This is a genomic window from Enterobacter sp. ECC-019 (genome assembly GCF_043974075.1).
GTDB lineage: Bacteria > Pseudomonadota > Gammaproteobacteria > Enterobacterales > Enterobacteriaceae > Enterobacter > Enterobacter asburiae_D.
On sequence record NZ_CP143759.1, the window covers coordinates 3,787,271 to 3,804,233 of the forward strand.

Here is a 16,963-nt window from a genome sequence, read left to right on the forward strand (position 1 = left end):
CCTCAATGGACTCGCGTTCAGTCTTTATCAATACGGCTGGCAACCGCGCCCTGCTGGTCGCGATATTTTGCGTCCTGCCGGCGGTTATAAGGCCTGTCTGCCGGGCCTGACAGCGGTTCAAAGCTTAACGCACCAATCATCATTCCGGGACGCAGCGCCAGCGGCAGTTTACCGGCATTGAAGAATTCCAGCACGATACGCCCCGACCAGCCTGGATCGATACGGTGCGCAGTCACGTGAACCATCAATCCCAGTCGCGCCAGCGAAGAACGGCCATCAAGCCAGCCGACCAGGTCCGGAGGCAGGGTGACGGATTCAAACGTCACCGCCAGGGCCAGTTCACCGGGATGCAGATAAAAGGCTTCGCCCTCGTCAATGACGATTTCGTCACTCATCACGCGATCGAGCGCGGCGCTGACTTCGTCCTTCGGACCGCTAAGGTCAATGAACGGTGCGGTATGGCCGCTAAAGGTGCGGAATTTATTGCCTAACCGTACATCAACGGTCACGCCATTGATACGCTCAACAGGCGGACGTGGGGTAATAGACAAACGGCCTTCATCCAGCCAGGCTTCTATATCACGATCGCAAAGACGCATGGCACTTTCTCCTTTCATGCATCGTCCCCTGAGGCAGTAAGCGCTCAGGGTAAAACCAGGTTATCTCTGAACGGTACACAATTCACGCGGCTTATTCAAAAAACTGGCTGATTTTCGCTTTTAAGATATCAATAGCAATGCGGTTTTTACCCCCGCGCGGCACGATGATATCGGCGTATTGTTTGGATGGCTCAATAAACTGCAGGAACATCGGGCGGACCGTTTTCTGGTATTGCGCCATGACGGAGTCCATCGAACGACCACGTTCATTCACGTCACGCTTGATGCGGCGCATCAGGCAGATATCCAGCGGGGTATCAACGAAAATGGAGAAGTTCATGGATTCACGCAGGCGGGCGTCGGTCAGCAGCAAAATGCCTTCAAGGATAATGACCTTTTTCGGCTCGATGCGGATGGTTTCCTGAGTGCGGGTGTGTTCTACGTAACTGTAAACGGGCAGCTCAATCGCCTGGCCGCTCTTGAGCGCTTCTAAATGCTGGAACAGCAAGCTGTGATCCATCGCATTGGGGTGGTCATAGTTGGTTTTGACGCGTTCTTCCATCGACAGATGGGATTGATCTTTGTAATAGCTGTCTTCGGGAATGACGCCGATATGCTCATCACCTACTTGTTCACGCAGTTCGCGATAAAGCGTACTGGCAATTAGACTTTTACCTGAAGCCGATGCGCCGGCGATGCCTATAATGACGCACTGATGAGACTTATCAGTCATAAATTTAGCGACCTGATTAACCTGGATGTTAAGGAAGGACGACGCCGGAGCGTCAAACGCGGCAATTATAGGGATTTCGCGGGCGTGATACCAGTCGAATGCACAGCTTCTGCGAGACTGGCCGAAAAGTGGCGCTTTATTCCCTGAGTGAAATTTAAATGGCCGTTTTTTCAGCGTTTAACCGTTTTTTTCTCACGGAACCTCTATTTAATAAGTCTGTGATGTCAAATTCTGAGCGGTCACCATATGAATTGTAAATTGTTTGTACTAGCATAAACCAAATTATCAAATTCACGCGTTCGGACATCTTCCCTGACAGCATGGCGTCTCTGGATAAAGCGGTAATGAATAAACAATACCAGCGGGTTTTGGTTACTACCCCACATCCTTTAATACGACTTGTCTGTCTGGGCCTGGTCACCTTTATCTTTACCTTATTTTCGCTGGAGCTCACCCGGTTCGGCACCCTGCTTGCCCCGCTCTGGTTCCCCACTGCGATTATGATGGTGGCGTTTTACCGCCATGCAGGAAAAATGTGGCCCGGAATCGCCCTGGCCTGTTCGTTCGGCAATATTCTGGCGACCTGGATGCTGTTTTCGTGGGGATCGATAAGCCTCACCTACACCTCAATTAACGTGGTTGAGGCCTTTATTGGCGCGCTATTGCTGCGCAAATTGCTCCCGTGGTACAACCCGCTGCAGAATCTGAATGACTGGGTCCGCGTGGCCATCGGCAGCGCCGTGATACCGCCGCTGGTGGGCGGCGTCCTGGTGTCTCTGCTGGCTCCAGGCCCTGAACCCCTGCGTAATTTTTTCGTCTGGGTGTTGTCCGAAGCCATTGGCGCGCTGGCGGTAGTACCGTTGGGACTGTTGTTTAAACCGCATTATCTGCTGCGCCACCGTGACCCGAGACTGCTGCTGGAAACCCTGACCACGCTGGCCGTGACGCTGGCTCTCAGCTGGGCAGCCATTACCTGGCTGCCGTGGCCTTTCACCTGCGTTATCGTTTTGCTTATGTGGAGCGCCGTGCGCCTGCCGCGAATGGAAGCGTTCCTTGTGTTTCTGGTCACCGTGATGGTCGTGTCGCTGATGATTGCCCGTAACCCTGTGGCGCTGACAACCCAGCACGTCGGGGCGATGCTGAACGCCCCCTGGTTGCCGTTCCTGATGCTGCTCCTGCCTGCCAACGTCATGACCATGGTGATGTACGCCTTCCGCGCCGAGCGCAAACACATCACCGAAAGCGAGGAGCGTTTCCGCAATGCGATGGAGTATTCCGCCATCGGTATGGCACTGGTCAGCATTGAGGGAAAATGGCTTCAGGCTAACAAGGCGCTGTGCAATTTCCTCGGTTACAGCCAGACTGAGCTCCAGTCGCTGACCTTCCAGCAACTCACCTGGCCGGAAGATCTGCACACCGACCTGGAACAGCTCGAACAGCTGGTCAACGGCGACATCAATACCTACACCCTCGAGAAGCGCTACTACACCCGCGACGGAGAAGTGGTCTGGGCGCTGCTTGCCGTCTCCGTCGTGCGTCACGCCGACGGCTCGCCGCTCTATTTTATCGCCCAGATTGAAGACATTAACGACCTGAAGCAGACCGAGTGGGTCAATAAGCGCCTGATGGAGCGCATTACGCTTGCTAACGAAGCGGGCGGCATCGGCATCTGGGAGTGGGATCTGGAGCCAGACATTATCAGCTGGGACAAGCGGATGTTTGAGCTGTATGAAATCCCGCCGCACATCAAGCCCACCTGGCAGCTCTGGCATGACACGATGCTGCCGGAAGACCGTGCCCACGCAGAAAAAGTGCTGCGTGACTCGCTGATTTCCCGTCTGCCGTTTAAGCTGGAATTCCGCATCCGCGTGAAGGAAGGCGTGCGCCATATTCGCTCCCTGGCGAACCGGGTGCTCAATAAGCAGGGTGAAGTCGAACGGCTGCTCGGGATCAACATGGATATGACCGAGGTTAAGCAGCTCAACGAGGCCCTCTTCCAGGAAAAAGAGCGTCTGCACATCACCCTCGATTCCATCGGTGAAGCGGTGCTGTGTACCGATATCAACATGAACGTCACCTTTATGAACCCGGTGGCCGAGAAAATGAGCGGCTGGCTGCAGACCGAGGCTATCGGCCAGCCGATCCTGAAGGTGTTGCACATCACCTTTGGTGAAAAAGGGCCGCTGATGGAGAATATTCACAGCGGCGATATGTCCCGTTCCGATATCGATCAGGACGTGGTACTGAACTGCCGTACCGGCGGGAATTTTGATATTCACTACAGCATTACGCCGCTCAGCACGCTGGATGGGCAGAATATTGGCTCGGTTATCGTGATTCAGGACGTGACCGAGTCGCGCAAAATGCTGCGTCAGCTGAGTTATAGCGCCTCCCACGATGCCCTGACCCACCTCGCAAACCGGGTCAGCTTCGAAAATCATCTTAAACGACTCCTGCAGACCGTTCGTGAAACGCGACAGCGTCACGCTCTGGTCTTTATCGATCTCGATCGCTTCAAAGCCGTCAACGATACGGCAGGCCACGCGGCGGGTGATGCCCTGCTGCGGGAACTCTCTTCCCTGATGTTGACCATGCTTCGCTCCAGCGACGTGCTGGCGCGTCTGGGCGGGGACGAGTTCGGGTTACTGCTGCCGGACTGCAATATTGAAAGTGCGCGCTATATTGCCGGTCGCCTGATCCATACAATCAATGACTATCACTTTATGTGGGAAGGCCGCCTGCACCGGATCGGCGCCAGCGCAGGTATCACGCTGATTGATGAAAATAACCATCAGGCGTCGGAAGTGATGTCGCAGGCGGATATTGCCTGTTATGCCTCAAAAAACAGCGGGCGCGGCATGGTGACGGTTTACGAACCCCAGCAGGAGCGGGATCACCACACGCGCAGCATGATGTCGCTTGATGAACAGTGGCACATGATTAAAGACAATCACCTGATGATGATTGCCCGCAGCGTCGCCTCCCCGCGCATCCCGGAAAGCAGTAATTTCTGGCTGCTGTCGTTACGCCTGTGGACCAGCCAGGGCGAAGTCCAGGAAGAGCATGCTTTCCGCTCGGGCCTGGCGGAGCCTGAGCTTTTGCACGCCCTCGACAGACGTATTTTTAGTGAGTTTTTCCGTGCCTCTGCTGCACAGATCGCCAGTAAAGGCATGGGGGTGGCACTGCCGCTTTCCGAGGCCGGTTTAGCCAGCGTAACGCTGGTCGATGAACTTCTCGACCTGCTGGATAAAAGTCCCATGCCGGGCCGTCTCCTGCATCTGATTATCTCTGCCGACGTGGTGTGCAGTCCGGATAAAAACCTGCAGCGGAGTCTGCAAAAGCTTCGCCAGGCGGGCTGCCGCGTGATCTTCAGCCAGGTGGGCCGCGACATGAACGTCTTTACCCATCTGACCGCCAATATGGCCGACTATCTGATGCTGGACACAGAGGTGGTAAGCAACGTGTATGGCAATCTGATGGATGAGATGATGGTGACCATTGTGCAGGGCCACGCCCAGCGTCTGGAAATGAAAACCATCGCAGGCCCCTGCAACCAGCCCATCATGATGGATACGCTCTCCGGCATCGGCATTGATTTTATCTTTGGTGACACCATCGCCGAGCCGCAGCCGCTGGATCTACTGCTCAATACCAGCTATTTCGCCATCAACTGATGGCGCCCAGCCGTCGGTGTACCAGATGTGCAGCAGCGCGTAAGAGCGCCACGGCTGCCAGCGCTCGGCATAACGACGAATTTGCGCAGGCGTCATCCCGGCAAAACGTTGCTTAATCAGATAATCATCCGGCAGAAAGACATCTTTCGCCTGCCAGCCGCGCAGGGCCAGGTAGTTTGCAGTCCAGCGCCCTATCCCCGGCCGCTGCTGTAGCGCTTTCATCCCGGCCTCAATATTCGCGGGCGGGAAAAGCGGAAACGTCCCTTCGATGACCGACTGCGCCAGATGAATTAACGACTCCGCCCGCTTTACCGGCATCCCTAACGCTTTCAGCGCCAGCGGGTCCGCTGCCGCCAGCGCATCCGGCATGGGGAAGCAGAGATAACCCGGACAGTCCGCCACCGGTTCGCCACACAGCGCCACCACGCGCGACGTCAGTTTCGCCGCCATCGCTACGCTCACCAGCTGTCCGAGAATCGCCCGGACGCCCTGCTCGTACGCATCCATCGCCCCCGGCAAACGTAAGCCTGGCCGGGCAGCACCGAGATCGCCCAGCGTATCCGCGACTTGCTGCGGGTTGCAGGCGAGATCGAACAGGCGTTCTATGCGTTCAAGGCACGTCTGAGCAACCGGGATTAACCCCGGACTGAGCGTGATGGTCAGCGTATGGGTGGCGATATCCGGCGTCACGCGAAATATCCCCTGATGCCCTTCACAGGCAAAACTGCGCTCGTAGTAGTCGTGCGTGACGGTTTCAATGCCCGTCACCGCACGCGCGCCGAGAAAGCCAAACATCCACTGCCAGTCGTAAGGGGGTTGCCAGTTCAGAGTGTACATCGTCTCTCCTTTTGGGTTCTCCACAGCATAAACGGAAAGGTCCTGTTTCGCCTTGCTTTCATATTCCTGTTGTCGCCATGAAGACATTTCGTTAAAGTCTCGCCCCTTCTCACTGGCATGGGGATTCATCGTGTTTATTGGATTTGACTACGGTACGGCAAACTGCTCGGTTGCGATTATGCAAAACGGGCAGCCACAGCTCCTGAAAATGGAAAAAGAGAGCACGCTGCTGCCTTCTATGCTCTGCGCGCCGACGCGTGAAGCGGTAAGCGAATGGCTGTTCCGCCACCATCAGGTTCCGGCCACGGCGGCGGAGACCCAGGCGCTGCTGCGCCGGGCGGTCAGCTTTAACCGCGAGGAAGACATCGATGTTTCGCCATCCAGCGTGCAGTTCGGCCTCTCTTCGCTCGGGCACTACATTGAAGACCCGGAAGAGGTCTACTTCGTTAAGTCGCCAAAATCCTTCCTCGGCGCCAGCGGCCTGAAGCCGCAGCAGGTGGCGATGTTCGAAGACCTGGTGTGCGCGATGATGCTGCATATTCGTCATCAGGCGCAGACGCAGGTCTCCGATGCGATTACCCAGGCGGTCATTGGTCGCCCGATCAACTTCCAGGGGCTGGGCGGCGATGAGGCCAACCAGCAGGCACAGGGGATCCTTGAACGCGCGGCGCACCGGGCAGGTTTCCGCGACGTGGTGTTCCAGTATGAACCGGTTGCCGCGGGGCTGGATTTTGAAGCTACGCTGACGGAAGAGAAGCGCGTATTAGTCGTGGATATCGGCGGGGGCACCACAGACTGCTCGCTGCTGCTGATGGGACCGCAGTGGCATAACCGTCGCGATCGTGAAAATAGCCTGCTCGGACACAGCGGCTGCCGCGTAGGCGGTAACGATCTCGATATCGCGCTGGCATTCAAGAGCCTGATGCCACTGCTCGGCATGGGCGGTCAGACGGAAAAAGGCATCGCCTTGCCGATCCTGCCGTGGTGGAACGCGATTGCCATCAACGACGTGCCTGCGCAAAGTGATTTTTACAGCACCGCGAACGGCCGCTTCCTTAACGATCTGGTGCGTGACGCGCAGGACGCCGAAAAAGTCGCCCTGCTGTATAAAGTGTGGCGTCAGCGCCTGAGCTACCGCGTGGTGCGTACTGCCGAAGAGAGCAAAATTGCCCTTTCCGACCGCGCGGAGCATGCGGTTTCCTTGCCGTTTATCAGCGACGATCTGGCTACCGCGATTTCGCAGGACGGACTGGAGACGGCGCTCGCGCAGCCGCTGCAGCGTATTCTGGAGCAGGTGCAGCTAGCGCTGGAAAACGGCAAAGAGAAGCCGGACGTTATCTACCTGACCGGGGGGAGTGCCCGTTCGCCGCTGATCAAGAGAGCGCTGGCGGAACAGCTGCCGGGAATACCTGTTGCGGGTGGCGATGACTTTGGCTCCGTTACCGCCGGTCTGGCGCGCTGGGCGCAGGTGATGTTTAGTTAAAACTACTCTCGCCCCGTACTATGATACGGGGCGAGCGGGTTCAGGGTGCGGTAAGGCGCGGATTAACCTGCTTTTCCTGCCCTGGGGACTTCTTTTTCCGGACAGTCCTCTCGATATTTTCACACCGCTTGATGAAGCCCTTGAACTCCGCCAGCGCCACCGGGGGCATAAAAAAGTACCCCTGCTGGTAGTCGACCTTGTTATCCAAAAGCCAGTCGCGCTGGTAGTCATATTCCACCCCCTCAGCCACGGTTTGCAGCCCGAGAATGGCGGCCAGGTTTATTATCGACTCCAGCATCGGCAGCGGCTGCTCATGCGCGTGGATGCCGTTGATAAAGGTCTTGTCGATTTTAATCACATCGAGTTCAAGCTCGTTCAGATAACAGAGATTCGCATACCCCGTGCCAAAATCATCCAGCGCAAACAGCACCCCGCGATTGCGCAGGGACCGGATCAGCTCTTTTATTGCCGGAGTGACCACCAGCGTCTGGTTTTCGGTTATTTCGATCATCAGCTTTATCGGCAACGATTCCGTTAACTCTAAAAAGTTAAGGCACTCCCAGTAAAAGACGGGATTGCTCAGGCTTGAAGGGCTTACGTTAAAGGCGACAAAAAAGGACTGTCCATGCCAGTGAATGCTGTGATTTAAATCGCTGGCTACCTTATTCATTAAATAGCTGGTTAGCTCATTAATAAGCCCGCTTTTTTCCGCCAGCGGAATAAACTCACGCTGTGAGATTGCGTAATTATGACCCAACGGCCAGCGCGCTAGCACCTCTACCCCGCTCAGATCTCCATTGCTGCCGACGATAGGCTGATAATACGGAATAATTTCCTCATTTTTCAGCGCCAGACTCAATCGATCGGCCTCATTATTATCACAGACATAGCGCGGCGGCTTTTCATTTCCATTTATTCTCTCTGCCAGCAGGCCGTTACGGGAAAGAAAAATAATGGACTCGTTGAAATTATCAAATTCCAGACGATGGGTGATTTTATCCCGATAACGATAAAGCGATTTCACTGCCAGTGAGTTCGCCCGGCAAAATTCCTCCTGGCCGGTTCGGGTGAATGAGGCATTCAGCATCTCCTGTTCAAAATCGCTCAGGCGAAATTCATCCACAAAGCCTATTCTGGCGGGCGCACCGTTTTCAGTATTCGCCATCAAAATCTGCTTCAGCGAATCAATGACGGCATCAGCGTCCAGTTTAGCATCGATAAACTCCGCGTATTCAAAACCTCGGTTAATACATTTATTTTCACTCAGTTTAATAACCACACTATTGATATTGATAAACTGACTACTGTTTCTTTGCAGCCACCTTTTAACCAGACCAAATGGCATTCGGCTATCAATAATTAACAGGCAGGATTTGTACTGGGGCGTGGAGATATCAGAATCGTTGATATAGGTTCCGGTATCCACCAGTATCAGATTAGGTAAAAATGACCTAATCCCTGAGAAAAGATAAATGTCATAACTAAGCAGGAAGACCTTTTTCGTGTTCATAATCATCACCATCATGGTTTTAATTGCAAAGGCTACCCCTCCCTCAAATAGAGAGAACATTCACAATTGATTCGGTTTCCAACGACATACATGTCAGATAATTAATATTATCATTGCAAAGCTAAGGAAAGCTTTTTATATCTCCCGAGCTACGACTGCGGTCAGAGTTAAAATGATAAGAATATTCCTACCGCCAGAACAGGGAATTTTCTTAGCTGCGACAAGTACAAACAAATGCCCTTACATTCACAACCAGACAAATTAAAACTTCAAAAATGCATCAATTAACAGATAAAAATCACTGTAAATCATTGTAAGGCAGAGGATCACTTCGCACGACAGACCATCAGCGTGCGGCGCAAATCCCTGATACCATACACATTGTCGTCGATATGGATAACCTTGTAATAAAAAAGCTTCTGTTTTGACATCAGCAGATCCGTTATCGCGTCGGGCAGATCGTCATTATCGTTCTTGACTATTGCCAGGCGCTCCGTACGCAGATATCCGTCGCTGTCCTTCCCTAAAAAACGCAGCGACGTTGTGCGATTTACGGCGTACTGTTTATCATTTACGTCCAGTACACCCACCTGCGACAGCATCCCGTCTTTTTCCGAAGAGATCCTGAATACCTGGAGAACCTCTCCCTTTATTTTTATCCCGTCTTTATGCGTGTCCAGCTCAATATGATATTTTGAGGTACAGACCAGCGCCGCCGGGATTGCCCCGCGGTCAAGTACAATGAAAAACAGAGCGATCAGCGCGGCCATGATGCTAATAGAAATAATTTTGACACTCATACGCCACCTTTTTTTCATCCATCATACAAATACTGAAAAAATGTTCTTTCAGTTTATTGCTCTTAGACAGACTGTTATCGTCATAAAATATGATAGCTTTCTTCGTGCCGTTACAAATGGTGTTAAACCCTTTCCATCTTTGCGAATGCAGAAACTTAAAAATTTTCTCCGAAGAATTATCATCCGTCGTATACACCTCGCAGACCCCGGTATTTGAAACATGCACCACGCCGTCATTATTGCGCAACATGACGGTGAGAAAAATACCTGCACCGCCCAGTAAAACAAGAGCAACAACAAACCAGACTAAAAGGGTTTTATTCCACGGAAAGGTCATCGCAGGATTAGCGGCCGTCAGGTCTTTCTCAGTAGAACACAATACCTCTTCGCGGTTGTCACTAACCTGTGCCTGAAAAATAAACCCTTCTCGCGGAATGGTGATAATAGCGTCATCAATGCCCAGCGAAGAAAATGCCTTACGCAACAGGCTAATACTTTTATTAAGACTATGGCCAGATGGAGTCATGCCATACTTAGCCCAGACTTCTTCAATGATCAGTTCCCTGCTTAATTGCCGGGCATTATTTACAATAAAAAAATCCAGTAGCCTTGCCACCGAAGCGGAAAGGACAAGTTGTTGATTTTGTACGCTCAATTCTCGTTTCGTTGAGTCGTACAAAACCCGACCATTAATTATCTTTCTCATCCAGACAAACTCTTATATTTTTCTTTCATTATGCAAGCAACCTATACAGAGTATATTTACCTTATACAGGTTAGCAATATAAGAATATTTTTATTTAGATTTTATGCGTCAGGTTTAAAACACGCGTTGCCAACAGGGATATACTTGTGCAAAGCGACAATGAATTTTTTATTTTGATTTTTTAATCCGCTACTTCGATACGTTTCTCCGGGAAGAACGTAACGGATACTGGCCTCATCATCCGTTGAATTGCATCCCTGCTGCACAATGATTTTAAAAAAAGTGTTCCCGGTATTTCTAAGCACCCCGGCCTGCTCATCCAGGGTATAGCGCAGGTCGATCTTTCTCGGGCGCACCACCAGTATCGTATCCAGTGCGATAGCCGGTATCGCTTCGCTTCTTTTCCCCCCGTTGCGCTCCGGAAACATCGTGACGGGCAGCTCCGTGAACTGCACCCGGTAATAGCGCTCCTTATCATCCTGCGGGCCGCGGTAGAAAATCTTAAAAAACTCCCCGGCATCCGGCGCCAGCGAGAACGTCAGCGGCGCAAAAATCAGCTCTCCTTCTTCTATATCCTGGCGCTTCTCCCCGCCCGGCCCGGGCTTATCAATTTTCGCCGCAGAAATGCGATACACATTCTGCTTTTTGCTGTCGTTAAAAATGCGTTTGCTTATGAATGACTTGTCCGCTGGCATCTCATAAATCGTGGAATCGAGATACAGGGCGTGCGCCGAAAAGCTCAGCAGCGCCGCACTGATGATTGCCCCATACCAGCGCTTCATTTGGTGACGCCCAGCCAGTTCGCGGTGACTTTGATTTCGCCGCTGGCGCTAACCACGCCTTCCCAGTCGGAGCCTGCAACCGTCAGCGCCGAGCGGGAGTCATTCATCGGGAACAGCAGCGATAAGCCGGTGCTGAAGTAGCTTCCGTCGTCGGTGTTATTCGCATCCCACGGCGTTTGCTGCCACAGCGCATCGTTGAGGCTGATGGGCGCATCGCCGCAGCTATTGCGCACCTGCGTCACGCTGCCCGACTGGTTGCTGTACTGAAGATACGCCGGGATCGGCACGCTGATCCCACCCTGCGCGGAGGTAAACAGGCAGTACGGCGTATTGTTAATTGTCGTGGTATCCCCCGTGACCTGGGCGGTAATACTGTCCGCCTGACGCGGGCCGGAAACGGTGACGACATAGTCCATGCCAATCGGGGTATCATCGCCGATGGTGCCGCTGCCGCTTGCCGACGTGGTGTTATTCGACGAGACAATGCTGATTCCATACTCCTTAGGAATAATGTTCAACTGCAACGATGGCGTGAACTCGTAATGCCCCGATTCCGGCGTTAAGCCATTGCGGAAGGCAAAGGTAAAAGGCTGGCTGTTGGTAATGCTGTAGCCCGAGTCGACAAGGTTTTTAAGAAACGTCTTCGACAAAAAGAGATAGACGTAGTGGCCGTCCGTTGAGAAGACATTGTAATAGGCCGTCGTCGCGCTGAAATTATACCAGTTCGAGCCGTTGCCGGAATAACGTACCGTTGACGCCGCCGGGGTAAAGCCCAGCGCGGCGGAATCGATATAGGCCCTGAAGGTGAGCGAGGCGGTCAGGTTCGCGGTCTGCTGAAGGCTGTAGCTGACCATTTTACAGATCACGCCGCTTACGCTTCCGACAACCCCCAGTTCGCAGGCGCCGGAGTCATTGGTAATGCTCGGCGTCCCGTCGCTGGCGATCCATAGCTCCTGGAAAGCGCTGGTAGATTCCAGCGCCAGATGGCCGCGCTTGGTTAAGGTGTAGTTCACGTAGTTCCAGCGTCCGGTACTTTGATCCTTACAGCGCTCCCCCCCCGCGTAATCATAGTTAACCGAGGTATAGCAGCGGTTAAAGACGTAAGTTTCGCTGCTGCCGGTCGGCATCGCGCGGAAATATTCGTAGGCCGAATCGCTCAGCGACGCAAAGCCGTACGCCCCGCCCACCACGCCCGCGACCGAGCCGACCTGAGCGTGGTAGAAACCGCTGCTGTCTCGGCCCTGACCGGAGATATAGCCGGACGTTGGGCATTGCGTACCGCTGTAACAGCGGATGCCGTTAAATGGCCCGTCAATCGGCGAATTATCGATCCACATATCCTGATAGTTATTCGCCGGAGCCGTCCAGCTCACGTAGCCGAGATAGCCGAGGCTCACCTGCGAGGTGCCGTATTTCACCCAGGTGTTGGATCCGCTAAAGCGAGGATCGAGCGCGGAGGGGGTAATGAAGTACTCACCGTCCACGGCGTTTTCAATAAACAGAAAGTTATTGCTGACCGAGCCGGACGATGACGCGGTCAACGCTTTCGCCGCCAGTGGCGTCAATGCGCCCGCAACGAGTAACGGAAGAATAAGGTTAACATTTTTCATAGCATTATCTCTTCGCCATAGTCGATTGCAGTGCGCATTGCACGTCCCCGACCCACGCAGCTCCGCGGGCTTTTTCCAGATCTAAATCGGCTTCGCAGATGTTGCCATTCGCCGAAACAAGGGTAATGACGGGGAATGTCTTATCGATATCAATCGCGAACTCACCTTTCGCATCGGTGCGCGTTTTACCGATGTGGTTATGAATATCGGTATTGGCCGCGAGCTGTCCGTTCGGATAGCGCACGCGCCCGAAAACAGTCACCATGCTTTTCACTTCCGGCGCCACCACACCAACGTTGCCCGGATAGAGGTTCAGCGACTGCTTACGCCCGGAGACGATATCGAAGCTGTCCTCGGAGTTGCGGTCGTTCATAATCTCCAGCTTGTACTGGGCGTACGGCGGCAGCGCGATAAAGCTCGATTTGCCGCTCAGGACGTAGTGACGGTTATTGATTTTTGCCGCCAGCTTGCCGTCCCCTGCCAGCCCGGTTTTCACGATGATGCCGGAACGCTGGCGCTCTTTGCTGAGGCCGAAATCGCCCCCTGCCCAGGCAACCGAACCCTGGGATGAGAAGTTCAGGTTGGTGGCGTTATCCGCCGATCGTGTAACGGAGACCGTCCCGGCGTTGTATTTGGTGGCGTAACTCATGTTGCCGTTCACGGAATAATCGTTGCCGTAGTTCTGCTCGCCGCTCAGGCGGGTGGAGGCCGCGATCCCCGCCGAGGTAATTGGCCCGTCTTCAAACTGCTTGCGGGCGCTGATGTTGCCCTGCGTTGCACCGTAACGATCCCGCGATGCCCCGACGCTTAGCCAGGAGGCCAGAGGCAGCGAGAAGTCGAGGCTGACGTAACGCTCCTGACGACCGTCGTCATTACGGTTGTTGTAGTAATAGCGCTGCACCCCGGCGCGCAGGCCGACGGTGGCGTAACGCCCAGCGTACAGCGTGGTGCTGTAATCCAGGTTGCGATATTTGTTGCCCGAGTAGCGGTTTTCCGTCTGGCTCACCGTCAGCGATCCCCCGTGCGAAATAAAGCGTCCGAGGTTAATCGTACCGCCAATGGAGTAGTTATCGCGCTCCTGCACCGGCAAACGGTCGCCGATTTTGCTGTCCTCGCGTGACGCCCACACCGAGCCAAACCCGCCGGGAGCGTTGAGGCTCACGCTGCTGACGTTGCGCCAGGTGCCGTCGTTTGCCACCAGCGTTTGAGTGCCCACGCTCACGTATTCATTAACGTTTAAGGTCAGGTCGGTTTCGTTCACGGCGTTGGAATCAAAGCCATACAGCGTGGACTTCACGTTCAGGCCGGAGAGGATCGCCAGCGTCAGAGAGGCCGCGCCGCCGGCAATCCAGGTCTGCTCGCTGCCGGCATTGTGGTAGTGATTGCGCTTGTAGCTTACGCGATCGTAATCCAGCGATCCGCCGAACACCTGCCATGAGAGCTGGTCCAGCCCGGTGGCCTGCTGGCGCGCGAAGATTTTATTCACGCGGCTGACGCGGGTGTTCACCGTGCGACCGTTCACCACGATATCCACCGTCACGTCGTACACCCCGTAGGGAAAACGGCTGGTGTCAATTTCGTAGCTGCCCATGTTGAAGTTCTGCACGCTCAGCAGGCGCCCGTCGCGGAAGACGTGGACTTCCCCGGCGGCGGGAAGAAAGACCGTAATGGGAGTCAGCGACAGCGCGGTATTTTCCACCACTGTGCTGCCTTTGTTGCCGTAGCTGGCACCGTAGATTTTTCCGCCGTTCAGCGCGTTCAGGCTGGCAATGGACTGCACGTTCCACGTGTCCAGCATCCCCAGCGCCAGGCGATAGCCCTCGTAGTCGCGCTCGTACATCGCGCGATACACCTTGCTCGAACTGTTGCTCTGGCCAATACCATATACCGAACCGTTAATATTGAAGTGATGCTCCCGAAGCGACAGGGTGTTATCCAGCGTTAAATAGCTGCGCGAGCTGCTGCCGTTCTGATAGTCGTTGTAATAGGTACCGAAATTGTAATTAAGCACGTTAGAGAGCCTGTCCACGCTGGACGGGCCTAATAAGGTGCTGCGCGCCACGACCGCCTCGGTCAGCGCGTCCCGGCTGACGATCATCTCCAGGTGAAACGACGAAACGTTCAGTTGCAGGCGGGCTTCCGGCGTCAGGGCAATCGCAGTGTTATCGACAAACTTAGCGTCAGCGATTTTTTCCACCATGGCGCGGGTTTTATCCGACAGCACGGCGTTATTTGGCAGGTCGGAAACCATAATCGACTTCACGGTAATATTCCCGTCGACCAGAGAGATCACCGCGTCCGCAATTTGCTGCTGACTCTTTTCGTCCGTTTCCTGATAACGAATAAATACCGGAACCGTCATTCCCTGCTCCAGCGAATGGGCAAACGCGCCAGGAATAACGTATTTCCCGATCTTCACTGGCGCAGAATGTGCAAAACCTGGTGTTAACACTAACGAGAGAAATACACTTCCCCCAACGAGATATTTAAATGACATACGCATCCTTACACATCGGCATTTTAATTTTTGGTACCGGTAATGGCGTTATGTTTTTACTTCACTGTAATAAATTGCTTGCCGTGCCAGATGCCAATACGGGTACGGCTGTTCGACACATCGCTTTTTTGCAGCCTTATTTTTGTACCCGGCATAACGTAGTAACGCTCGCGGCAGCCCCTGCCCTGATCCTGCGCCTTGTCCTTGCAGGTGCCATAGGCGATCACACGGAAGGAAACATTGCCGGTATTCGTAATCAGGTCACCCTGACGGCTGTAGTCGAAGCGCTCCTTGCGCGGGGCAACCACCAGAATGGTGCCAATTTCCGCCGAGGCCGTGGCCGTCGCGGCCTTACCGGCTTTGGTTGTGGCGCTTTCACTAATCGGCTCGTCTATCCACTGCAGACGGTAATAGCGCTCTTTATCATCCTCCGGGCCTTTATAGAAAAAGCGGAAAACGTCTTTTGCCTCGCCTGGAAGAATAAGGTTGGCGGGAGTCGACAATAATTCACCGGGATTAACGTTCAGCTCTACGCCGCCGGGCAGCGGAGAGGAGAGTTGTTTTACCGTCACGCTTACGTAGCGCGCTGAATCCGTCGTGTTGATAATTTCTTTCGATAATGAACTCGCTTCGGAAGTCATTATCGACGTGATATCACCCACATTAATTGCCCAGCTGGAAAAGGATATGGCAACCCCTACCAACATGGCTATTGGCACATATTTAGTCATTACTTATTTCCTGAGAAAATTCGGGAGAGTGACTCTCCCGAATTTTATTCATTACGCTGGCGTGGTCCAGGTCGCGTTGAACTGTACTTTCACATCGCCAGTCCAGTAGCCGTCAGGCAGCGCTGAGTAATCTGTTACCGGAGTCGTACCGTCAGAGGTAGCAGAGGAGATGGAGAACTTGAAGCTGGACTGATCGCTCACGCGCTCAGCACCGTTATAAGCACCATCCGCCATCAGACTTTCGAGGCCAGAGGTTGAAGAGGAGTTAACCAGTACGGTCTCAGACGCGCTGGAAAGCGCATTGCCGTTCCATGCCACACCCACGTCCAGCGTAGACGCATCGCCGCTTGCGTTGGTCAGCGTATTGCTGATGACCTGTGCAGTCAGCTCGAAATCTGTCGCACTTTCTTGTCCCTGAATGGTTACGTCAAAAGCGCCGTCCTGAGTGTTGAACCCGTTCAGGCCTTCCGCATACTGGAAAGTCAGAGAGTTTAGCGGAGTAACAACCAGCATGCTGGTTGTATCTTTTGTAGCAGTAGCATCCCATGACGCTGTAGCTGATGCAGTCACATCAGCCATTGCATTTGCTGCTGCGAATACAGAAACCAGAGAGGCCACCAGTAATAACTTTTTCATTTTTTTCTCCTGAGAACAAACGCGCAACCAGGCACTCTTTATATAAGAACCAGGATGCTCCATTTAATTGCGAGCGAGATTTGCTGCGCCAAAAAATTATTATTCGAAATAACCTTCCTCACAACACCATAAAATACGAAAAACCTTAATACTTCTAAGAATTTACTTATCAATAATCGGTTGGCAACGCTTTGTTATAATATTAAAATCCAATAAATGTTTAATAAGTGGTTTTTAATTCCGAAATTAACACAAATCAGAGATTTTAAATCTATTTTCCTGTTTTGATACAAATCAAAATAGGAAAAGAATGCGGAAAAACCAAAAAGCATTGTGAATCAATTAACTATTGAACCTGGTTCAAA

General features: G+C 53.3%; 13 protein-coding genes. 2 read left to right on the forward strand and 11 right to left on the reverse strand.

All coding sequences use genetic code 11. From position 1 onward, the window contains the following. Positions 1-17: 17 nt before the first annotated feature. Positions 18-599, reverse strand: coding sequence for a dCTP deaminase (gene dcd, locus V1566_RS17975; RefSeq protein ID WP_023312408.1), 582 nt, complete (start codon positions 597-599; stop codon positions 18-20). 91 nt (positions 600-690) lie between these two features. Further along, complete coding sequence (gene udk / locus V1566_RS17980; protein WP_008500855.1) at positions 691-1,332, reverse strand: uridine kinase; 642 nt, start codon at positions 1,330-1,332, stop codon at positions 691-693. A gap of 344 nt (positions 1,333-1,676) precedes the next feature. On the opposite strand from udk, the gene V1566_RS17985 reads away from it, so the two are divergent. Further along, positions 1,677-5,006, forward strand: a complete 3,330-nt coding sequence (locus tag V1566_RS17985) for a diguanylate cyclase (protein WP_395304195.1) — start codon at positions 1,677-1,679, stop codon at positions 5,004-5,006. Here V1566_RS17985 and alkA read toward each other — a convergent pair. Beyond that, on the reverse strand, positions 4,971-5,843 hold the full coding sequence (gene alkA, locus V1566_RS17990) for a DNA-3-methyladenine glycosylase 2 (protein WP_395304196.1): 873 nt from the start codon (positions 5,841-5,843) through the stop codon (positions 4,971-4,973). The genes V1566_RS17985 and alkA overlap by 36 nt on opposite strands. Positions 5,844-5,973: 130 nt before the next feature. On the opposite strand from alkA, the gene yegD reads away from it, so the two are divergent. Next, on the forward strand, positions 5,974-7,326 hold the full coding sequence (gene yegD / locus V1566_RS17995; protein WP_395304197.1) for a molecular chaperone: 1,353 nt from the start codon (positions 5,974-5,976) through the stop codon (positions 7,324-7,326). A 40-nt stretch (positions 7,327-7,366) separates the two neighbouring features. On the opposite strand, the gene V1566_RS18000 is transcribed toward yegD, so the two are convergent. The 8 genes from V1566_RS18000 to V1566_RS18035 all read right to left on the reverse strand — a co-directional run bounded on the left by V1566_RS18000 (position 7,367) and on the right by V1566_RS18035 (position 16,598). Next, the gene (locus V1566_RS18000; RefSeq protein ID WP_395304198.1) at positions 7,367-8,836 is read right to left on the reverse strand and encodes an EAL domain-containing protein; all 1,470 of its coding nucleotides are present in this window, start codon (positions 8,834-8,836) and stop codon (positions 7,367-7,369) included. Positions 8,837-9,162: 326 nt separating this feature from the next. Beyond that, positions 9,163-9,636, reverse strand: coding sequence for a hypothetical protein (locus V1566_RS18005; RefSeq protein WP_395304199.1), 474 nt, complete (start codon positions 9,634-9,636; stop codon positions 9,163-9,165). Next, on the reverse strand, positions 9,611-10,342 hold the full coding sequence (locus V1566_RS18010) for a transcriptional regulator (protein ID WP_395304200.1): 732 nt from the start codon (positions 10,340-10,342) through the stop codon (positions 9,611-9,613). The genes V1566_RS18005 and V1566_RS18010 overlap by 26 nt, the downstream gene beginning before the upstream one ends. A 101-nt stretch (positions 10,343-10,443) precedes the next feature. Then, complete coding sequence (locus V1566_RS18015) at positions 10,444-11,124, reverse strand: molecular chaperone (protein WP_395304201.1); 681 nt, start codon at positions 11,122-11,124, stop codon at positions 10,444-10,446. Further along, entirely contained in the window at positions 11,121-12,734 is a 1,614-nt protein-coding gene (locus V1566_RS18020) for a fimbrial protein (RefSeq protein ID WP_395304202.1), read from the reverse strand. Before V1566_RS18020 ends, V1566_RS18015 begins: the two co-directional genes overlap by 4 nt. A gap of 4 nt (positions 12,735-12,738) precedes the next feature. After that, the gene (locus V1566_RS18025) at positions 12,739-15,231 is read right to left on the reverse strand and encodes a TcfC E-set like domain-containing protein (RefSeq protein ID WP_395304203.1); all 2,493 of its coding nucleotides are present in this window, start codon (positions 15,229-15,231) and stop codon (positions 12,739-12,741) included. Positions 15,232-15,287: 56 nt separating this feature from the next. Beyond that, positions 15,288-15,962 (reverse strand): hypothetical protein, encoded by a 675-nt coding sequence (locus V1566_RS18030; RefSeq protein WP_395304204.1) that lies wholly within the window; start codon positions 15,960-15,962, stop codon positions 15,288-15,290. Between the two features lie 51 nt (positions 15,963-16,013). Then, entirely contained in the window at positions 16,014-16,598 is a 585-nt protein-coding gene (locus V1566_RS18035; RefSeq protein WP_023336292.1) for a common pilus major fimbrillin subunit EcpA, read from the reverse strand. Between the last annotated feature and the right edge of the window lie 365 nt (positions 16,599-16,963).

Coding starts and splice junctions, on each gene's coding strand:
- dcd (WP_023312408.1), bottom strand. CDS start 599: ATGCGTCTTTGCGATCGTGATATAGAAGCCTGGCTGGATGAAGGCCGT.
- udk (WP_008500855.1), bottom strand. CDS start 1,332: ATGACTGATAAGTCTCATCAGTGCGTCATTATAGGCATCGCCGGCGCA.
- V1566_RS17985 (WP_395304195.1), top strand. CDS start 1,677: ATGAATAAACAATACCAGCGGGTTTTGGTTACTACCCCACATCCTTTA.
- alkA (WP_395304196.1), bottom strand. CDS start 5,843: ATGTACACTCTGAACTGGCAACCCCCTTACGACTGGCAGTGGATGTTT.
- V1566_RS18000 (WP_395304198.1), bottom strand. CDS start 8,836: ATGAACACGAAAAAGGTCTTCCTGCTTAGTTATGACATTTATCTTTTC.
- V1566_RS18005 (WP_395304199.1), bottom strand. CDS start 9,636: ATGAGTGTCAAAATTATTTCTATTAGCATCATGGCCGCGCTGATCGCT.
- V1566_RS18010 (WP_395304200.1), bottom strand. CDS start 10,342: ATGAGAAAGATAATTAATGGTCGGGTTTTGTACGACTCAACGAAACGA.
- V1566_RS18015 (WP_395304201.1), bottom strand. CDS start 11,124: ATGAAGCGCTGGTATGGGGCAATCATCAGTGCGGCGCTGCTGAGCTTT.
- V1566_RS18020 (WP_395304202.1), bottom strand. CDS start 12,734: ATGAAAAATGTTAACCTTATTCTTCCGTTACTCGTTGCGGGCGCATTG.
- V1566_RS18025 (WP_395304203.1), bottom strand. CDS start 15,231: ATGTCATTTAAATATCTCGTTGGGGGAAGTGTATTTCTCTCGTTAGTG.
- V1566_RS18030 (WP_395304204.1), bottom strand. CDS start 15,962: ATGACTAAATATGTGCCAATAGCCATGTTGGTAGGGGTTGCCATATCC.
- V1566_RS18035 (WP_023336292.1), bottom strand. CDS start 16,598: ATGAAAAAGTTATTACTGGTGGCCTCTCTGGTTTCTGTATTCGCAGCA.